Here is a 16,643-nt window from a genome sequence, read left to right as displayed (position 1 = left end):
TATTAAAAATTAACCTGTAATCCTAAAATCATCTGGAGTGTTGATGGATAATAATTCAGGGACGTATTTACTCCCGGTGTTAAACCATTGACCTCTACCAGATCAGGATCTCCGCCTGTATATTTGGTGAAGGTGTGCAGGTTTCTTCCCGCAGCATACACCCTGAAAGACTTAAGATATTTAATATTTAGGTTTTGCCTATATCCCAACGAAACATTGTCAATTTTCAGAAACGAGCCATTTTCAAGGAAGTAATCCGATGCAATTGAGGTGGTTGAAGTACTCTTTAACAAGGAATACTTGCTAGCTGTATCATAAGCAGACTGAAGCACATTGGCGTCGGTCTGGCTGGACGGCGTGCCAATGTAAAACGCTGAAGTATTAAAAATTTTGTAACCGAAAGTTCCCCTCAAAAAGATGCCCAGATCAAAACGTTTGTAGCGAAAAGTGTTTCCCAGAGATGCAATAAATTTCGGAAGACCGTTACCCACAAACTGTTTATCATCATTATTTGCCTGATTAGCGGGAACAATCGAACCATCTTTTCTATAAACCAACAGCGCTCCCGCATCATTTACACCGGCTGAACGCAAGGTATAGAATTCTCCTATACTATGTCCTTCCTGAATGCGCTGAATGTTTCCCGGCGAGCCCGGAGCAGGTAGCCCGGCAACATCCTGAAAGGTTCCCCCCTGATAAAGATCATTGGAGAATGAAATGAACTTGTTGCGGTTGTAGGATAAAGCAATGTTTGCGGTATATTCAAAATCTTCATTTTTGATCACCTGACCGCTTAGGGCAGCTTCGATACCATAATTTTTCATTGTCCCAACGTTGGTGAAAGTTGTAGCCTGTGTATTTGGGGGAACGGATACGTTATAATTCCCAAGTAAGTCCTTGTTCTTTCTCGTATAATAATCTATCGAGCCGGTCAGCCGTCCTTTGAGAATTGAAAAATCGATCCCTACATTGAAGTTTTCGGATTTTTCCCAGCTCAGGTTTGGATTAACATTTGATGATGGTCCGTAAACCTGGTAATATTGTCCATTGAACGGAAAATATCCGGCACCACCATACAGCAATAATGACAAGTAATTCCCAAAGTCCTGATTTCCGGTAACGCCATAATCTGCCCTTACTTTCAACTCATTGATCCAGGGAAGTTTTTCCTTGAAAAATGTTTCCTCAGAAATCCTCCAGGCCGCTGATACAGCAGGAAAATTACCCCACTTATTATTCCTGCCAAATTTTGAAGAACCTTCTCTTCTCAGACTGGCTGTTAAGATGTACCGGTTATCAAAATCGTAGTTCAACCTTCCAAAGAAAGCGATTAATGTTGACCCGTTTTGCGTAGATGATACAGCGGACTGGCCCTGTCCGATGGCTCCACCATTGTATAAACCTGAGCCAAGATTGTTCCATAGGTAAGTATCAAAAGGAAAATCATAGTTTTGAGCATATACCTGTTTATAGTTGTATAGTGAATACGAATATCCCCCAAGCAATTTAAAATGATTCTTTCCCATATCAAGCGAATAATTTCCAGTCCATTCAATATTTTTCTGATCATCTTCCTGCTGCTCCTGAGATGCAAAGTTGGTCTGGGTGACCCGGTTTGCATTTACAATGGAAGAAAGCGTGGAGGGCGAGAATCTAAGATTTTTAGCTGAACGGCTGATCTGTGATATTGTAACTAAAGTGCTCAGCGTTGGAAGAATGTTCATCTTGAGCGATCCATTGATGTCCATTTCCTTGATCTCTGCCTCGGATTTTATCAGCTTAGCATTTTCCACCGGATTGTTGGAAAAAAATCCGGTATTGATAAAATTGTATTTTCCCGCGCTGTTAAAAATTGCATATGTTGGATTTAAAGTCAAGGCGTTGTTGAAATTCCCCTGATCAGCATTGCTTGTTTTCATATATCTCGGGGCAGCGGTTAAAGTGGCGACAAACATTCCGTTGTCTGTCGTATGGTTGATATTGAGTCTAGTTCCGTATTCCCTTTTATTTGCCCGAAGATCTATCCCTTCAGCGTTTCTGTAATCAGCGGACGCAAAAAAGTTAGTTTTTGCAGACCCTCCCGAAAACTGAACGGTGTGTTTTTGAGCAAATGCCGGAGATCTGGTTACCTCCTTGAGCCAGTCCGTTTGGGCGCCGTAATTCTGACCTTGTTTGTTTTGTACGCGGTTTGCAATAAATTCCTCAGCACTCAGATTTTCCAGCCTATTGTTCAGGTAATCAAAACTGGTAAAGCCGTCATAAAACATCTGGGATTGTGATGTTCCTTTTTTTGTAGTAATTATGATTACCCCATTACTCCCCCTGGTTCCATATATTGCCGAGGCTGCACCTCCTTTGAGAACATCTATGCTTTCTATATCGTTTTGATTGATGTTGTCTATGTTGCCTCCTGGCACGCCGTTAATGATATACAATGGACCTAAGCCAGCGCTCCTTGAAGAGACCCCGCGAAGTTGTATTCTTGGGCTGGAATTCGGATCCGCGCTTGCCGTATTGGTAATGTTTAAACCAGGAACCTTGCCCTGAAGGGACATCAGCGGATTGTTAGAAGATACCGTCAATAAATCTTTGCCTGAAACATGAGTGATCGCACTTGACACCTCCCGTTTGTCTATTGTTCCATAACCTACGCTTACTACAACAACCTCGTTCAATTGATTTGAAGCAGAGCCGAGTGTTACATTTATCGTATTGGCTTGGGAAATAGATATGTTTTTCGTCTCATATCCAATATAGGAAAATGAGAGTGACCTTGCATTAGGCGGAACGGAAATACTAAAGTATCCCTTATCGTTAGTTGTGGCCACAGCAGACTTTAAATTGTCGGTCACATTTACACCTAGTAATGGCAGTTTACCAGCATTGTCGGTGACTGTTCCTGATATCGTTCTGTTCTGTGCTTTCGCTGTAAAGGCATAAAAACAAAAGCAGCACAACATCATTGTCTGAATAAAATTTTTGTACATATAAACTTTGTTTGGATGATTTGGTTAGTTGTATTTTAATGTTGAACTACTGGCCGGCAAATCAATGTTGAATTGATGATACATGTAGCCTGTTTACATACTATTAAGTCGGAGTCAGTTATGGATGTGTTTACTCATAGGCTTAAAATTTTGATTCTTTGGGAGCGAGGTGATTTCTTACATTTTTATGCAAAATCTTATCCTAACGCAGCCATTGTTGTAAATTAATATTTGGTTGATTTATTATTGGATTCGCCCATTATTGCGTGAGTAAATTCCAATTCCTAAAAATAGAGAAACACAAAGAGCATTTAAAGTAATTCCATCCAGTGGATTTACTTATATAATAGATTTCGCTTTTACCAAAACACAAAACATTGTCAATCAGCAATATAAAAACATTAACATTATATTTTATATAAATCATTTTAACCAATTGCTCACAAAAGAAGGCGGAATACGCTTAGGACTTGAGCAATTTGGATTGAAGATGCTAGCATAATCCTTTAAATGAAAATGATGTAGACATTTAAAGTAAACGAGTCATGAACAATATGCCCCCGAAAGCTTATAACGTAAAAAAAATATTTACAAAACGGGTATTTCGCATTTTATCATAATTTTGATGTAACTATAACCAACTATGAAATCGCTCTATCTCTGTATTATTTCAGCACTCATGCTTTTTAACCTTAGGTCCTCCGCTATGCCAGACAGTATCCTGAATGACCTGAAGCAAGAATTATTGAAGAAGGAGGAGTATGATAAAGTCAAACTTTCAAAAATCAAGCGTTTGAAAAACATGCTTACCGCTCAGTCAGTAAATAATTCTGAAATTTATGCAGCACTTTTTAATGAATATGAATACTACAAATTCGATTCTGCCTTCGTATATGGCACAAAGTTGCTTAATTTCAGTATCAGCCAAGGTAATCGTGTACTGGTCAATCAGAGTAAAATTAAATTGGCATCGTTATTACTGCATGCAGGACTCTTTAAGGAAACATTTGATTATCTTAAAGAAATTAACACCAGCGATTTAGACATCAAGACCAGGTACGATTTTTATTGCCTCAGATCCGGCGCTTATTCCAACCTCTCTATATATAATAATGATACGAATTTTAGTCCGGAGTATGTTAAAAAAGCAATTAGTAACTTAGATTCGGCCATTGCCCTATGTAAGCCCAATTCCTTTGAGCTACGATTTATGAGGGGAAATAAGCGTGTCATTTCCGGACAAACTGAACAGCCTCCAAAAGAATTTAGGGAGATTTTGGAACAAGATACAATTTCATTGCACTATCGGGCCAGGATTCTGACTGCAATGGCTGCGTTTTATCTCAAAGAAAAAGACCATGACGAAAGGGTTCGTTTGCTCGCAGAATCCGCCATCTGTGACATACGCTCTTCAACTAAGGAAACATTGGCAACGCTACTGCTTGCAGAGGAATTATTTTATCAGGGCGATTTACAGAATGCCTATTTGTTTATTCAGCATTCGCGTGATGACGCAGGATTTTATGGTAACCGACTGAGAAAACTAAAAATCGAATCTATCCTGCCGGAAATCGCAACCCAAATTAATCTGTCAACCCAAAGGCAAAAAGACCGGATGTTCAACTATCTCTTGTACACCTCGCTGATCACCATAATTATTTCACTGGTGCTGTCTATGATCTTCATACAGCTTAAGAAACTAAAAGTCAAAGAGCAGATCATTGAAGACAAAAACAACGAATTGGAGGACATCAACCGACACATACTGACCACTAACGAAAAGCTTCGCGAATACGCAACCGTTACCGAAAAATATATAGGATTCTTCTTTGACCTCATATCGGGCTACATCATTAAGCTTGATAAGCAAAAGAAAAGTGTTGAACGAAAAATCATGACGGGTCGATATAAGGATGCGCTTGATACCCTTAATGAAATCAACATTAAAAAGGAACGGAAACTCCTCTTCAATACATTTGATCAGGTTTTTATCAGTATTTTTCCTAATTTCGTAGAGGTGTTAAATTCCATGCTGCCACCAAATGATCGAATATGGCCAAAATCACCTGAACTTCTGACAACCGAACTTCGAATCTTTGCACTGATCAGACTTGGCATTACGGATACGGACTCCATAGCGAAAATCCTTGAATATTCAGTCAATACCATCTATATCTATAAAATGAGAATTAAGGCCAAGTCAACTCTATCTGCTGAAGCTTTCGATCATGCTATAATGAATGTTAAGGCAGTGTAGTTTTTCGACGGATATTCGATCTGAAAAATCAGTTTGGTTTTTAATTCAATCCTGATTTTTGTTTCCATTGGCGGCCTCAGGCATTAACTGATTTTAATCTTTCCGTAAGATTTAGCTAAGCTGAATTTATACTTGTTATGGTAGAGATGATGGGACTTAATTTCTGTCATTTGGAGATTTTAATATTTAATTGGCCGCTATATCCCGATCCTTGATCGGAGCGAAATGAGTATTCAAGTGAAATTAGAGAGGTAGTGGTTTGGAAAATAAGAGTGATGGCAATGCTATATGATCTTTAGGCTTAAGGCTTCTAAATTTACATTCCAAACTAATATTTTCTGGTTCTCCGGCGATAATTTCGTAGTTAAGAAGTTGTTTAACACTTAATTTAAGTCTATTGAGATATTATTTATCTGTTCAAGGCTATCAAAAACTATTTCTTCCCTTTATGAATTGTAATCCAACTAAAGGTTTTAATATAAATATAAAAGTTGCTTGTTAGTATATGACAAATAAATGAGACGTAATTACGTTAGGCATCCCTAAACACTTTAAATAATAGTCTTGATTTTTGAAGCAAATACCACTAAATAACTTAGTAATGGAAAATGTGAGCTTTGAAAATATGCCAGCGGTTGTAACGGAGATTTTGAAAACAGTCGAACGCCTTGAAGTGATGATAGCGAATCTTCAAAAGATTGAAACCGATGACACAGAATTACTAAATGTTCATGAAGCGGCGGCATTTCTAAAGATCTCCGTTCCCGCCATATATACAAAAGTCAGCCGCAGAGAGATTCCGGTTAGCAAACCGGGCCGACGGTTATATTTTTCTAAATCAAAACTAAAGGAATGGATAAGTGCTTCAAAGCTCAAAACCCAGGATGAACTGTTAAATGATGCTCAAATAAAAATGAAAGGTTACAGGCAGCGCTTTGGCAGTTAGAATAACTCAATTATAATTCAGGCTTAAAATTTAGGCGGGTTTGAGGCTACTACAATTCTAGATTAATCTTTCTGGTGGCTTCAATTTTTTTCCTATCCACAACTTTTGCATAAATTTCCGTGGTCTTAATACTTTTATGTCCCAGCATTTTTGAAACGGTATATATATCAGTACCCATTTCTATTTGTAAGGTAGCATAAGTATGTCGAAAACTGTGAAATGTAATGTTTTTCTTAATTCCGGCGTTATCAAGCCATTTTTTTAAAAAATCCTTCAACTGATGATAAATTAAATCCTGAAAAACCAAGTCCGAATCTTTTTTCTTTACCCCCATAAGTTCTACAGCCTGATCGGATATCGGCAATGTTTCAGCGGCTTCTGTTTTCTCCTGAAAATACTGGAGACTATATTTTCCTTTGTAGCCTCTCACTTCATTCCACCTAAGTGTCTGTATATCAGAAAACCTAAGTCCAGTTAAAGCTGAAAAGAGGCAAGCACGTTTCATTAAATCCGATTTTGCAGGGGTTTTGACCAAGACCTGCAGTTCATCTATTTCGAGTCGCTCTCGATGGGTTTCTTTGGGATTAACAGCATCAACTTTAGAATATAAATCTTCTGTAATCAAATTTCTCCTGTAAACTTCTTTCAATGCGGTTCTAAACTTTGCAAAATAGCTCACAGCGGTATTGCGACTAATTGGGCGCCCCCTCCTACTAATTCCCGGTCCGCTGAGCAAAAAAGACTTATAATCCTCGCAGAAAAACTCGTCCAAATCACTGAACTTAAGCGTTTCTCCAGCAAAAGCCTGAAAGTATTTTACAGACATTGCTGCCTGATCGGACAGTGAAGTCTGTTTCTTTCTGTTGAATTCTTTAAAGAACTCAATAAAATCCGCATCCCGTGCATCATCCGAGAGAAACCCAAACCTCCTATTCTGAACATCTAACTGACGATTACATCTAACATGTTCTGCCAAAAGCAAAGTTTCTTTGTTATGCTTTTTGTGATAATCATTCTTTGGCTTATCATAAATATAAAGTTTAAGATTTTCCCTTCTTATCAATTTCCCAGTTTTAGGATGCCTCAAAGGCGGATAGTAGTCCAAATATAGGGAGTGTCTATTATCCTTTAATGGCCGTTTGCGAATTTTTACTTTAGACATGGCTAGAAAAATTAGATTAAAAATAATTAAGTCATTTTACTCATCAAACGTATTCACTCTTCATTAATTTATATTTTGCCTTCTTTCTTAAACGTCTTGTAAAGTCGATCTATTGCTTTTTTTGATAAGAGCACATTGTGACCGTCCCTGATCTTGGGCACCAACCGTCTATTGAAAATTCCATAAAGAAGTGATCTATCCTTTCCGAATATTTTTACACACTCATCTATAGAATAACATTGGGAGGCATTCAAACTTTGCTCAGAAAGTTTCTGATTATTTAATCGTTCTTTCTCAAGATCAGATTGCCTAGGTTCTTGATATTTTTTCAGTAATTTATTTGAAGCATCTTTTTCAAAGTAAACTTCTTTTCCGATCTTGATTTTAGAAATACGGGCTCTTGCAAAGGCCGTATATATTGCAGTGCGGCTTTTATTGAAGAGAAGCATGAGTTCATCAATCCCATAAAAATCCGCACTATCAAGTTTCTTCCGAGTATCCGGTAATGATACCTCTTGGATTTTTTTTACTACATCTATGGGAATTGGGGAAGGGCTATCAAACATCTCCAATATATCCTGTCGTCGAATCCTAATAAGATGTCCGAGAAAATTAGCTGCTTTCAATCTCTCTAACTTGATCATCTTGTAAATTGCCGCCTTAGAACAGCCTATCATAATTGCAGCCTCAGCTACACTTAAGAAATCTTTTTCTACAACCATTGACCTTAGAGTTTGCTTAAACCCTAAAGTCTCCAGCTCGCTTTGATTAATTTTTTGAGCTTTGGAGACGGCCTTGTAATATTTTCTATTACAATCAATACCGCAAAATTTGGTAACTGTCGTTTTTGCAACAAAGTCTTGCTGGCATTGGGCACAAATTCTCTTTATCCTGATTTTACTAGACATAATTTCTCCAAAAAGTGTATCGTTTTATATCATTTTGTATGCATTTATATCGTTTTGTTGACTAATTTCTCACATTAAACATACAACGCAGATATAAAGTTTAAACTTTTAAAACGTAACGATATATGTACCAAATTTATGCAAAACTGTGCTAAGTAGCAAAATATCAGAAATAAAAAAAATCACTAATTAATTAATAATTAGCGATTTAGCTGTCATAACTTGTCGCAGTTATGCTTGAATTGTCCTAACTATTTACCAATACAAAACTTCGTAAATATATTCTCCAGTAGATCATCAGTCGTTACCGTTCCAGTTATTTCGCCCAGGTAATGAAGTGCCTGTTTAATATCCATGGCCAGAAAATCCGAAGTCACCGGATTATCAACATTATCCAGCACCCGCTGTAAAGCATTCTCGGTTTGTTTCAGCGCTTCTACATGGCGAATATTGGTGACCAAAGTTTCGCTGGTATTGATGTGGTGCAGATTAACCTGTTCCAATAAAGTATCTTTAAGGGCATCGATGCCTTGTTTTTCTTTGGCAGAAATAAATACCACGTTTAAATCTTTAAAAGCTTCCCGTTGCGCTACAGAAATCAAATCCGCCTTGTTTACCAAAATCAGGTAAGGAATCTCCAGTTGAGCCAATCCCCTCACCTGTTCTTCTATTTCAGCGATGCTTTGCGCTGCATCGGCCATATAGATGATCAGTTTGGCCTGCTTCATCTTTTCCAGGGTGCGTTCTACACCCAGCGCTTCAATAATGTCTGCGGTATCGCGGATACCTGCCGTATCGATAAAACGAAAAACAATGCCACCGATGGTCAGTTCATCTTCAATGGTATCGCGGGTGGTGCCGGCAATGTCAGAAACAATTGCCCGCTCTTCATTTAACAAGGCATTCAGTAAGGTCGATTTACCTACATTTGGCTTGCCGGCAATTACAATCGGAACACCATTTTTAATCACGTTACCCATTTCAAAAGACGAAATCAGGCGACGCAGCACATGGTTGATCTTATTTACCAGGTTGGTCAGTTGTTCACGATTGGCAAACTCAACATCTTCCTCCGCAAAATCGAGTTCTAACTCAATCATCGAAGCAAAATGGATCAGCTGTTCCCGTAAAGCCTTCAGCTCATTGGCAAAACCACCACGCATCTGCTGCATGGCCACATCATGAGATGCTTTGGAATTGGATGCAATAAGATCGGCAACCGCTTCTGCCTGACTTAAGTCGAAAGCCCCATTCAGAAATGCCCGCAGCGTAAATTCTCCTGGCTTGGCAGCCCTCGCTCCTTTGCTGATCAATAGATTGATAATCTGCTGGATAATATAGTTGGATCCGTGGCAGGAAATTTCCACCACATTTTCTTTGGTATACGATTTTGGCGCAACAAATAATCCGGCCACCACTTCATCAACAATGTGATCTCCATCTTTGATCAGGCCAAAATGCAAGGTATGAGAGGTCTGTTGCGTCAAATCCTTCCCGGCAAAAACAGCGTTGGTTAGTGAAATCGCATCCGGGCCCGACAAACGAATCACGCCAATGGCACCAGATCCTGAGGGTGTTGATAATGCAATAATGGTATCTTGATTATTCATGTTCTTTTTTCGAACCGCAAAAATAAGGCTATTTAAGTGTGATATCGTGAACACAAGGTAATTTTTTGAACAATTAGGTCTCCACACCAGGGATCCAACCCTGCTGAACACTGCAGCAACTGGCTTGAATTATGGAATAGGTCTACCTGCAACCTTCAATGCGGCTATCGCTCCAATCCAAAGGCCTAAAAAACGGTTAGTACTGATCACGAAAAGACCGATAACAATAATTTTACGCCTCGTGGTTGAAACGCCTACCGCCTTTCCAACTCATAATAAGTTTCCAATTGCCTGACATACCTTTCAAAATGTTTCTCGTAATAATCCTTGGGGACCTGAATTTTACATCTAAATTCACAAAAAAATGCAACCACCTCCGCATCCATCTCTGCTTCCAATAAATACCACAACTCGGGTTGCGCCTGACTACGAACCAATGGCAAAGCCTGTCTGTCGATGTGAAATAACATGAGCTTACCAGAAATTTTAAAGCGAAGGAAAAACCGTACTTATTTAAGTAGAAAAATTAACCGCATTCGCGAGCTGCGTGGAATGAAACAGGAAGCGCTTGATGCCGAGCTGGGTATTAGTCAACAAGCCATTAGCAAATTGGAACAACGTGAGGTAATTGAAGATTCTACGTTAGAGAAAGTGGCGAAAGTTTTAGGGTTAACAACTGCTTCTATAAAAAACTTCAGTGAAGAAGCCGTTTTTAATATTATTGGTAATACTGTTACCAATCATGACAATGGTTCTCTATTTAATTACCAACCAAATTTTAATCCATTAGATAAACTTATAGAAGCATTAGAGGCTAATAAAGAATTGTACGAAAGATTATTAGCTAGTGAAAGAGAGAAGGTCGAGATATTGAGAAATAGATGATTTCCATAAAAGGTTATGCACTCTCGTATTTGACAAGCAAAAGGATTGAAAGTTTCGGCTTTTATTTAATAGTGGAAAAGTTAAACTAACTAGTAATGTCACATTCCTAGTTTATCACAAAAAGAACATTTAGCTAAGAATGATATGCTACATAAGTAATACTATTCAGCTTGTCCATGATATATGCATAGAATTAATATATTTCCTATGTTGCAGTAATTAAGCGCACTCGATCAGACAGATATCTTTCCGAAAAATTAGAATTCCAATTATTGTGGTTATTCAGCAGTTCGATTATATCATTATCCACAAGAGGTATAATAAGTCCACGATCATCTCGATATGTGTCTCGGCAACGATTGATAAATAATTGAAGATTATCTATCGTTCGGCATATAATAAAACCAACCTTTCCACGCCTTCGGGAGAACCTGCCAGCGATTTGATCAAGTTCAGGGTTCACGATATCACGACTATAATTTTTGCATTCTACGAAAATATAACCGCATGGTATTCGAAGATTATGTTCAATGCGATGAAATATGCCTCCTTTAGCCGCATTGTCGAAACAAATATCAATCCGTTTTCTTCCATCATGAATTTCTAACTCCTTGACAGGATTGATTAAGTTGGGGTAAAAAATAATCTCTAATATACCAATAATTAAATTATGAAAAGCAGTAGCATATTGTGGCCCTGAGGGAATATTAATTAGCTGGTCAATCAGCTGAGGTATTATAGCTCTAATATCTAAATCTTGCATTTCTATGTCTAGCAGAGAAGTGCTTTCTGTATCATCTTTAAATTGCTTTAACACCTCTGGGTGCTCCTGAGTAAAACGTCTTAAAAAATCCTTAGATTGAGGATTAAGTTCTTTCAGACTGTCTTTAGTTACATATGGAGTTCCATCCTTTCGATGCTGAATAAGTGCACTATTTAACTTGAGATGTTCATGCTGTAAGAAATTAAGAACAAAATGATTGTAATATTTATCAGGTGAATAATTTTTACTGTAAGAAACAATTCCTTTCGGTACCAAAAGTATTTTCTTGTCGTTTACTACAAGCATCTCGGTGTAGACTGCTTCCCATTCAGTTGTATTTCTATTCCAAAAAAAACTTGAAGCAACATTTTGAGTAAGAGGTATACCATGCAGAAGGCATTGGTTTTGAGTGTATACAATTAAATGCCATGCAATAATATTGGTGGCCATGTCGGACAACTTGTCCTTTCCAAAATTATCAACGAAAAGAACGCTATCTTCGATATCCTGGATGAGTCCTGTTTGAATCGCTTTGCTTTTCAATAAGCTCTCATAGATGTTGCTAGTGTCTTCATCACCAACACCACGACCTCGTGGGTTACCAACTGACATACCTAGACATGTTGAATTTGGTTCATGCAAATGAGCGAACAAATCTTTAGCATCATCAGCCCTATCATTACGAATTAAATCTATTACTTTTTGAAAAAAACTCCTAAGAGTGAGCGTTGCCTCTATAGACCAATTATCCTGTTTTTTACCAAGAAAGAAAGGATCGATAAACAATGGTGTATCGCTAGAAGGAGTAATATCGACAAAGTCCAATTGTGCTTGAACCTTATCAAGTTGATAAATTTGGCTAATCTTCATTAATTATATAATTTCTTAAATTGAGGTCAATGCTTTCTATTTGTTTAGAATAACATCCGAGATTATAACTCTCAATTTTTCTTTAAGATCATAGTCTATCTCTAATTGTTCGGCCTTTTTACACATTACCAAAAACTTTGAAAAATCTTCAATAACATCTTTTATTGGATTCTTAAATAGATCTTTCAATTCTTTGGAAACTGTTTTAAGCGAACTAGTAGGATGAGAGATTTTCACTAGAATCCGTTTTCTTAAATCTTCTGGTGTGTTAATAGTTTTTACTGCGACAAGCTCATTAATGAAATAATCTATATAATCGTAAAAATCTTCTGAATTGCTAATTTGTCTTAATGCAGTCTTCACGCCAGTATTTCCATGATTAATTGTTATATTTTTTCTAGATACTTCCCTATTATTTGGGTAAAGATAAACTCCCTCACCTTTTACGTCAAGTCTAATAATATTAGTAAAAGTCAGAGCACCGCCACCTAAATCATTTGTTTTAACTGAAATTGCAGAGCTAACAGTACCAAAATCACCTGCTTTTTTTGACACGTTACTTGCAATAATCATTTCGAGTTTTGATTCGCATAACGCTGCAAAAGTGATGCTGTAGTTATTTCCGATATTATTTTTCATATGCTTATTTAACATCAAAACGCTGGCGACAAATGCAAAATCTACTCCATACTCCTTATAGCCAAGTGAGGTTATCCCTCTCAAAAAACACTGGTTTTCATGCATCACGAATCGATAACTTTTGTGCTTATCAAAATGACTTGAGGAACTTGCTATTTTTCTAAAATAATCCAAATTGATCTCTGTTAGTTCATCAAGACTATTGTCGAAAAGCATATTAGCATATTTAGCCATCGAAAAATCATCAAAGTATTTATTCTTAGAATCATATACTGAATATCCTTTAAAATCATTTATTAAAACTCCATCACCGTCGACTGCTTCAATAAAATTAAAAATTAGAGGATGACGATCTCTAATACCATCAACTTTAACTTTACCACGAGTGAAGAACACGTTTCTACTATGTGCTTTTAGTGTAAAGCACTTGTAATCTCTTTTAATTGCGGCAATTGTATTATATAAATTCCCTATGTTTTCAACCACAATTTGATCATTATATATGCTATCAATATTGAATACCTTTTTTATATCTTCTAAATAAGGATGGTCTTCAATGAGAATCATTAATTTTTTAACACTAACATAATTTATATTGCTCTTAGCATTGAAATATTGTTGTCTTTGTTTAAATCTATCGCTCATTTTATCCCTTCTCCCCTCTACCACCTCTAAAGGGTGTTCCATCTTGTTTTACATCCATAAATTTTCCTGTTTCAAAGTCTCTCTTTACCCATTGCTCAGTTTTTGGATTGAAAGTTTGAGAGCGATCTTTTACCGCTCCGTGTCGGCGTTTATCGCCAGGTTTACCGTTTGTAGCCATGCTAAAAAATTAAAATAATAGGGATTAGTGTTCAAAAAAATTGAACAAATTAATTACTTCCAGAAATTTGCAAGGCTGGTATCCCCTAGGTATAAGGAGAAAAAAGAATACGATTTTGTAGTGCGGAAAAGTATAATAATGATACTTTTGTGCATTCTAAATAACGAGGCTATCTCAATATTCGTTTCTAATTCCCTTTAGTACGAATGATAAAGTTTATAAGGCTCAGGATATGTCGAAGTTTCCTGAGCTTTTTATTTTACCAAACCAAATAAAATCTTGTCTGACTTCAAACACAAATTTAAATAAAACTGCATAATTAGTTTGACGCAAGTTGTTAACAATCAGCGCCATTGCTATTAATAATCTATCACTATACTGTCAGATATTTTATCAAAATTTACTAAGTAACTATAAATCAATCGTTAGAGAATAAAAATTAATGTTAACAACTTCTAACAATTCTAACAATAGAATCAAATTTTGAATAAAAATAAATATTAATTACTAACTTTTTTTTACGGGAAACCGTAGTGTATACATCGGATTATGAGAACATTAATGAATCAATCTTAAGCTTTTTTTAGCTTTGATTGATAATTCAGATCAACACCCTCTCAAAAACCCCGACAACTTTAAAGTCGGTTAACTCATCCTCCATTAATCGAATAGGCTCATAATCCAAATCATCCGAAAGTGGGAGTAAATTGATGGCAGTATGTTGCCAATTTTCTTCGGTAATAATTTTTTCGCTTTGGTATTCTTTAACGGTGTAACCAGAGCCAAAATCCGCATCTTGAATAGCGGTGCTTTTAACCAGGACGATTTTACCATTTCGGGTACCACCGAAATCTTGTTTAAAGAGGCAATACGCACCATTTGGAATTCGTTTATTCATCGAATCTCCAACAACTTTGCAAACAAAATAGTCTTCTTTAGGGATTACATTAAATGGCAATTCTATCCATTCAAAATCTTCATGAACTTGTAGATCGCTAAAATTACCCGCAGCAGCGGTAATATCTACCAATGGTAAAGCGTTTACATAAGGCTTTACCTGATCAAAAGGAATAATCCTTAAAGCAGCTTCTTTCTTAAAAGATGGAATATGCTGTTTGAGGTATTTTGCGAGGTTTGGATTACAAGCATATACAAAACTGCCTTTTATACCACGGTAAAGAATTGTTTTATAAATATTAATAATATAAGCTTTTAAATCAGCTGGACTCGCTATCCCCTTTTTGCCGTTGATATCAAAATATTGCTTTGCGTCAACTACAATCTCATCGGTGTTAGGATTGTAGTCAATCTCTTTTCCAAAAATAACTCCAGTATAATTTAAATCATATCCTTGTGTGGTATGGATACAGCCAATTTCTTTGAATGCATTCGGTGAGTTTACCCAATCTTTGTCAGTCTGGTTCCATTGAAAAGAAAGTTGCTCAATTTCAATATCGATGGCAGTCTTATCATTTTTCGATAACCAAGGCCAACTGTAACCAGCAACCATTCTACAAAGTTCATAGTGCTGTTCCTTTTCTCCTAATTCAGCATATAAATCGGTTAAGGAATCGAAATAGCGTAAATCGTAAGTCTCAGATTGATAAATCGATTGGCTTTTACAATTGAGATTCAATAAATCATCAACAAATTTGATGTAATTGTCACCGCCCTGCACCCGCATTTGCGAATTAAGTTGCAATCTAAGGGTCCGATGATCTTGTATAAGTGCAGAGAAATGCTTTTCTGCAATATCGGATGGTTTTACAGACTGTGCTTCATCGTAAAAGAAAATTTGATTTCTGCTATTAGCCATAATCCAATCAAGCTCATTTCCATCATCACCTAAACCAAGTTTTTGGTTGTTCTGCTTAAATGCCCCCATCCAACTAATATTTTTGTATTGGCGCAAACGGTGTGCTTCATCTACAATAAGCAGATCATACTTTTCCTTGTTTTTAAAAGTATCAGATGGGCTCACCACCATAGATGATTTTAAGCCTGGAACATGCTTAAATACTAGTTGCAGGGATTCACGCAAAGAGGTCATGGCAACCACTAAGCCAATTTTGGCATTCGGGTACTTAAATTGAAAATCTTTAATATAATTAACTTCTCTGAGTTCATCATCATTAAATTCTTCAATAGGTAATGTGCGTATATCGGTTGCCAATAGTTTGATAAGATAGGTTGCCACAACAGTTTTGCCAGTACCCGCGCTACCTCTTACAAAAATACTATTGCTGCTGTTTTGAGTTAATCCATCCAGAATTTCTAATACGGAATTATACTGATCCTCGTTTAACGATTTGTAAGGTGAGTATTTGAAAAGTTCAGAATTCTCAACCTCTTTGAGTGATTTGCTTACAACTTTCTTTTCAATCAGCTTCTTCCAGATCTCTTTAAATAAATCCTTATATAAATCCTGTTGGTAATAATTGTGGTTAACCAATCCAGAATTACCATTTTGTAGCTTATAAGTACCCTCAGCCGCAATATATTGTATCAGGCTAGACTCGATATCTAATGTGGCAGATTTATTAAACTTATCGCTACCTATAATCGAAATCTTATTAAATACCGATGCCTTGGCAGGATTAGCTAAGTGATTTGAAATACGGCTATAGGCATTTGTAGATTCGCCAACATAGGCTTCAGCAATCGATTCATTGCGAATAAAATAAACCAATGGCCATTGGTTTTTAACCCAGGGGTTTTGCTGAATTTTAATTAAACTCTGTTTGTTAAAATCGTAAGGCTCAGAAACGTCTATCGAAAGATCGAACGACATGC

12 protein-coding genes are annotated in these 16,643 nt (G+C 36.8%); 3 read left to right on the top strand and 9 right to left on the bottom strand.

The window, feature by feature from the left end; all coding sequences use genetic code 11:
• Positions 1 to 2 precede the first annotated feature (2 nt).
• Positions 3 to 2,987 carry a SusC/RagA family TonB-linked outer membrane protein gene (locus EA772_RS13680; RefSeq protein WP_124913696.1) on the bottom strand — a complete coding sequence of 995 codons (2,985 nt, stop codon included), beginning with the start codon at positions 2,985 to 2,987 and terminating at the stop codon, positions 3 to 5.
• Between the two features lie 706 nt (positions 2,988 to 3,693).
• Between EA772_RS13680 and EA772_RS13675 the strand changes: the two genes are divergently transcribed.
• Positions 3,694 to 5,244 (top strand): DUF6377 domain-containing protein, encoded by a 1,551-nt coding sequence (locus EA772_RS13675; RefSeq protein ID WP_124913695.1) that lies wholly within the window; start codon positions 3,694 to 3,696, stop codon positions 5,242 to 5,244.
• A 601-nt stretch (positions 5,245 to 5,845) separates the two neighbouring features.
• On the top strand, positions 5,846 to 6,190 hold the full coding sequence (locus EA772_RS13670; RefSeq protein WP_124913694.1) for a helix-turn-helix domain-containing protein: 345 nt from the start codon (positions 5,846 to 5,848) through the stop codon (positions 6,188 to 6,190).
• Positions 6,191 to 6,239: 49 nt separating this feature from the next.
• Here the strand turns inward: EA772_RS13670 and EA772_RS13665 are convergent, their stop codons facing one another.
• The 4 genes from EA772_RS13665 to EA772_RS13650 all read right to left on the bottom strand — a co-directional run bounded on the left by EA772_RS13665 (position 6,240) and on the right by EA772_RS13650 (position 10,340).
• Positions 6,240 to 7,352: a site-specific integrase gene (locus tag EA772_RS13665; protein ID WP_124913693.1), complete on the bottom strand. Its 1,113-nt coding sequence runs from the start codon at positions 7,350 to 7,352 to the stop codon at positions 6,240 to 6,242.
• 68 nt (positions 7,353 to 7,420) lie between these two features.
• Complete coding sequence (locus EA772_RS13660) at positions 7,421 to 8,260, bottom strand: helix-turn-helix domain-containing protein (RefSeq protein WP_124913692.1); 840 nt, start codon at positions 8,258 to 8,260, stop codon at positions 7,421 to 7,423.
• Between the two features lie 251 nt (positions 8,261 to 8,511).
• Entirely contained in the window at positions 8,512 to 9,870 is a 1,359-nt protein-coding gene (gene mnmE / locus EA772_RS13655; protein ID WP_124913691.1) for a tRNA uridine-5-carboxymethylaminomethyl(34) synthesis GTPase MnmE, read from the bottom strand.
• 254 nt (positions 9,871 to 10,124) lie between these two features.
• Positions 10,125 to 10,340: a hypothetical protein gene (locus tag EA772_RS13650; RefSeq protein WP_124913690.1), complete on the bottom strand. Its 216-nt coding sequence runs from the start codon at positions 10,338 to 10,340 to the stop codon at positions 10,125 to 10,127.
• Here EA772_RS13650 and EA772_RS13645 point away from each other — a divergent pair.
• Positions 10,339 to 10,755, top strand: coding sequence for a helix-turn-helix domain-containing protein (locus EA772_RS13645; RefSeq protein WP_124913689.1), 417 nt, complete (start codon positions 10,339 to 10,341; stop codon positions 10,753 to 10,755). The genes EA772_RS13650 and EA772_RS13645 overlap by 2 nt on opposite strands.
• A 205-nt stretch (positions 10,756 to 10,960) precedes the next feature.
• On the opposite strand, the gene EA772_RS13640 is transcribed toward EA772_RS13645, so the two are convergent.
• The 4 genes from EA772_RS13640 to EA772_RS13630 all read right to left on the bottom strand — a co-directional run bounded on the left by EA772_RS13640 (position 10,961) and on the right by EA772_RS13630 (position 16,641).
• Positions 10,961 to 12,388: a hypothetical protein gene (locus EA772_RS13640; RefSeq protein WP_124913688.1), complete on the bottom strand. Its 1,428-nt coding sequence runs from the start codon at positions 12,386 to 12,388 to the stop codon at positions 10,961 to 10,963.
• Between the two features lie 36 nt (positions 12,389 to 12,424).
• Positions 12,425 to 13,714, bottom strand: a complete 1,290-nt coding sequence (locus EA772_RS13635) for a hypothetical protein (protein ID WP_124913687.1) — start codon at positions 13,712 to 13,714, stop codon at positions 12,425 to 12,427.
• A complete protein-coding gene (locus EA772_RS22085; RefSeq protein ID WP_168187548.1) occupies positions 13,674 to 13,850 on the bottom strand; it encodes a hypothetical protein in 177 nt (58 codons plus the stop codon). Before EA772_RS22085 ends, EA772_RS13635 begins: the two co-directional genes overlap by 41 nt.
• A 601-nt stretch (positions 13,851 to 14,451) precedes the next feature.
• Positions 14,452 to 16,641, bottom strand: coding sequence for a DNA/RNA helicase domain-containing protein (locus tag EA772_RS13630; protein WP_210405029.1), 2,190 nt, complete (start codon positions 16,639 to 16,641; stop codon positions 14,452 to 14,454).
• Positions 16,642 to 16,643: the final 2 nt, after the last annotated feature.

The sequence above is a fragment of the Pedobacter sp. G11 genome (genome assembly GCF_003860265.1).
Classification (GTDB): Bacteria; Bacteroidota; Bacteroidia; order Sphingobacteriales; family Sphingobacteriaceae; genus Pedobacter; species Pedobacter agri.
The sequence above is the reverse complement of the archived record's forward strand: the minus strand, read 5'-3'. Positions and strand labels throughout refer to the sequence as shown.

What these genes read in the sequence shown, in the direction of transcription:
- EA772_RS13675 (WP_124913695.1), top strand. Translation starts at nt 3,694, where the DNA reads ATGCCAGACAGTATCCTGAATGACCTGAAGCAAGAATTATTGAAGAAG.
- mnmE (WP_124913691.1), bottom strand. Translation starts at nt 9,870, where the DNA reads ATGAATAATCAAGATACCATTATTGCATTATCAACACCCTCAGGATCT.
- EA772_RS13670 (WP_124913694.1), top strand. Translation starts at nt 5,846, where the DNA reads ATGGAAAATGTGAGCTTTGAAAATATGCCAGCGGTTGTAACGGAGATT.
- EA772_RS13645 (WP_124913689.1), top strand. Translation starts at nt 10,339, where the DNA reads ATGAGCTTACCAGAAATTTTAAAGCGAAGGAAAAACCGTACTTATTTA.
- EA772_RS13630 (WP_210405029.1), bottom strand. Translation starts at nt 16,641, where the DNA reads ATGTCGTTCGATCTTTCGATAGACGTTTCTGAGCCTTACGATTTTAAC.
- EA772_RS13665 (WP_124913693.1), bottom strand. Translation starts at nt 7,352, where the DNA reads ATGTCTAAAGTAAAAATTCGCAAACGGCCATTAAAGGATAATAGACAC.
- EA772_RS13680 (WP_124913696.1), bottom strand. Translation starts at nt 2,987, where the DNA reads ATGTACAAAAATTTTATTCAGACAATGATGTTGTGCTGCTTTTGTTTT.
- EA772_RS13660 (WP_124913692.1), bottom strand. Translation starts at nt 8,260, where the DNA reads ATGTCTAGTAAAATCAGGATAAAGAGAATTTGTGCCCAATGCCAGCAA.
- EA772_RS22085 (WP_168187548.1), bottom strand. Translation starts at nt 13,850, where the DNA reads ATGGCTACAAACGGTAAACCTGGCGATAAACGCCGACACGGAGCGGTA.
- EA772_RS13640 (WP_124913688.1), bottom strand. Translation starts at nt 12,388, where the DNA reads ATGAAGATTAGCCAAATTTATCAACTTGATAAGGTTCAAGCACAATTG.
- EA772_RS13650 (WP_124913690.1), bottom strand. Translation starts at nt 10,340, where the DNA reads ATGTTATTTCACATCGACAGACAGGCTTTGCCATTGGTTCGTAGTCAG.
- EA772_RS13635 (WP_124913687.1), bottom strand. Translation starts at nt 13,714, where the DNA reads ATGGAACACCCTTTAGAGGTGGTAGAGGGGAGAAGGGATAAAATGAGC.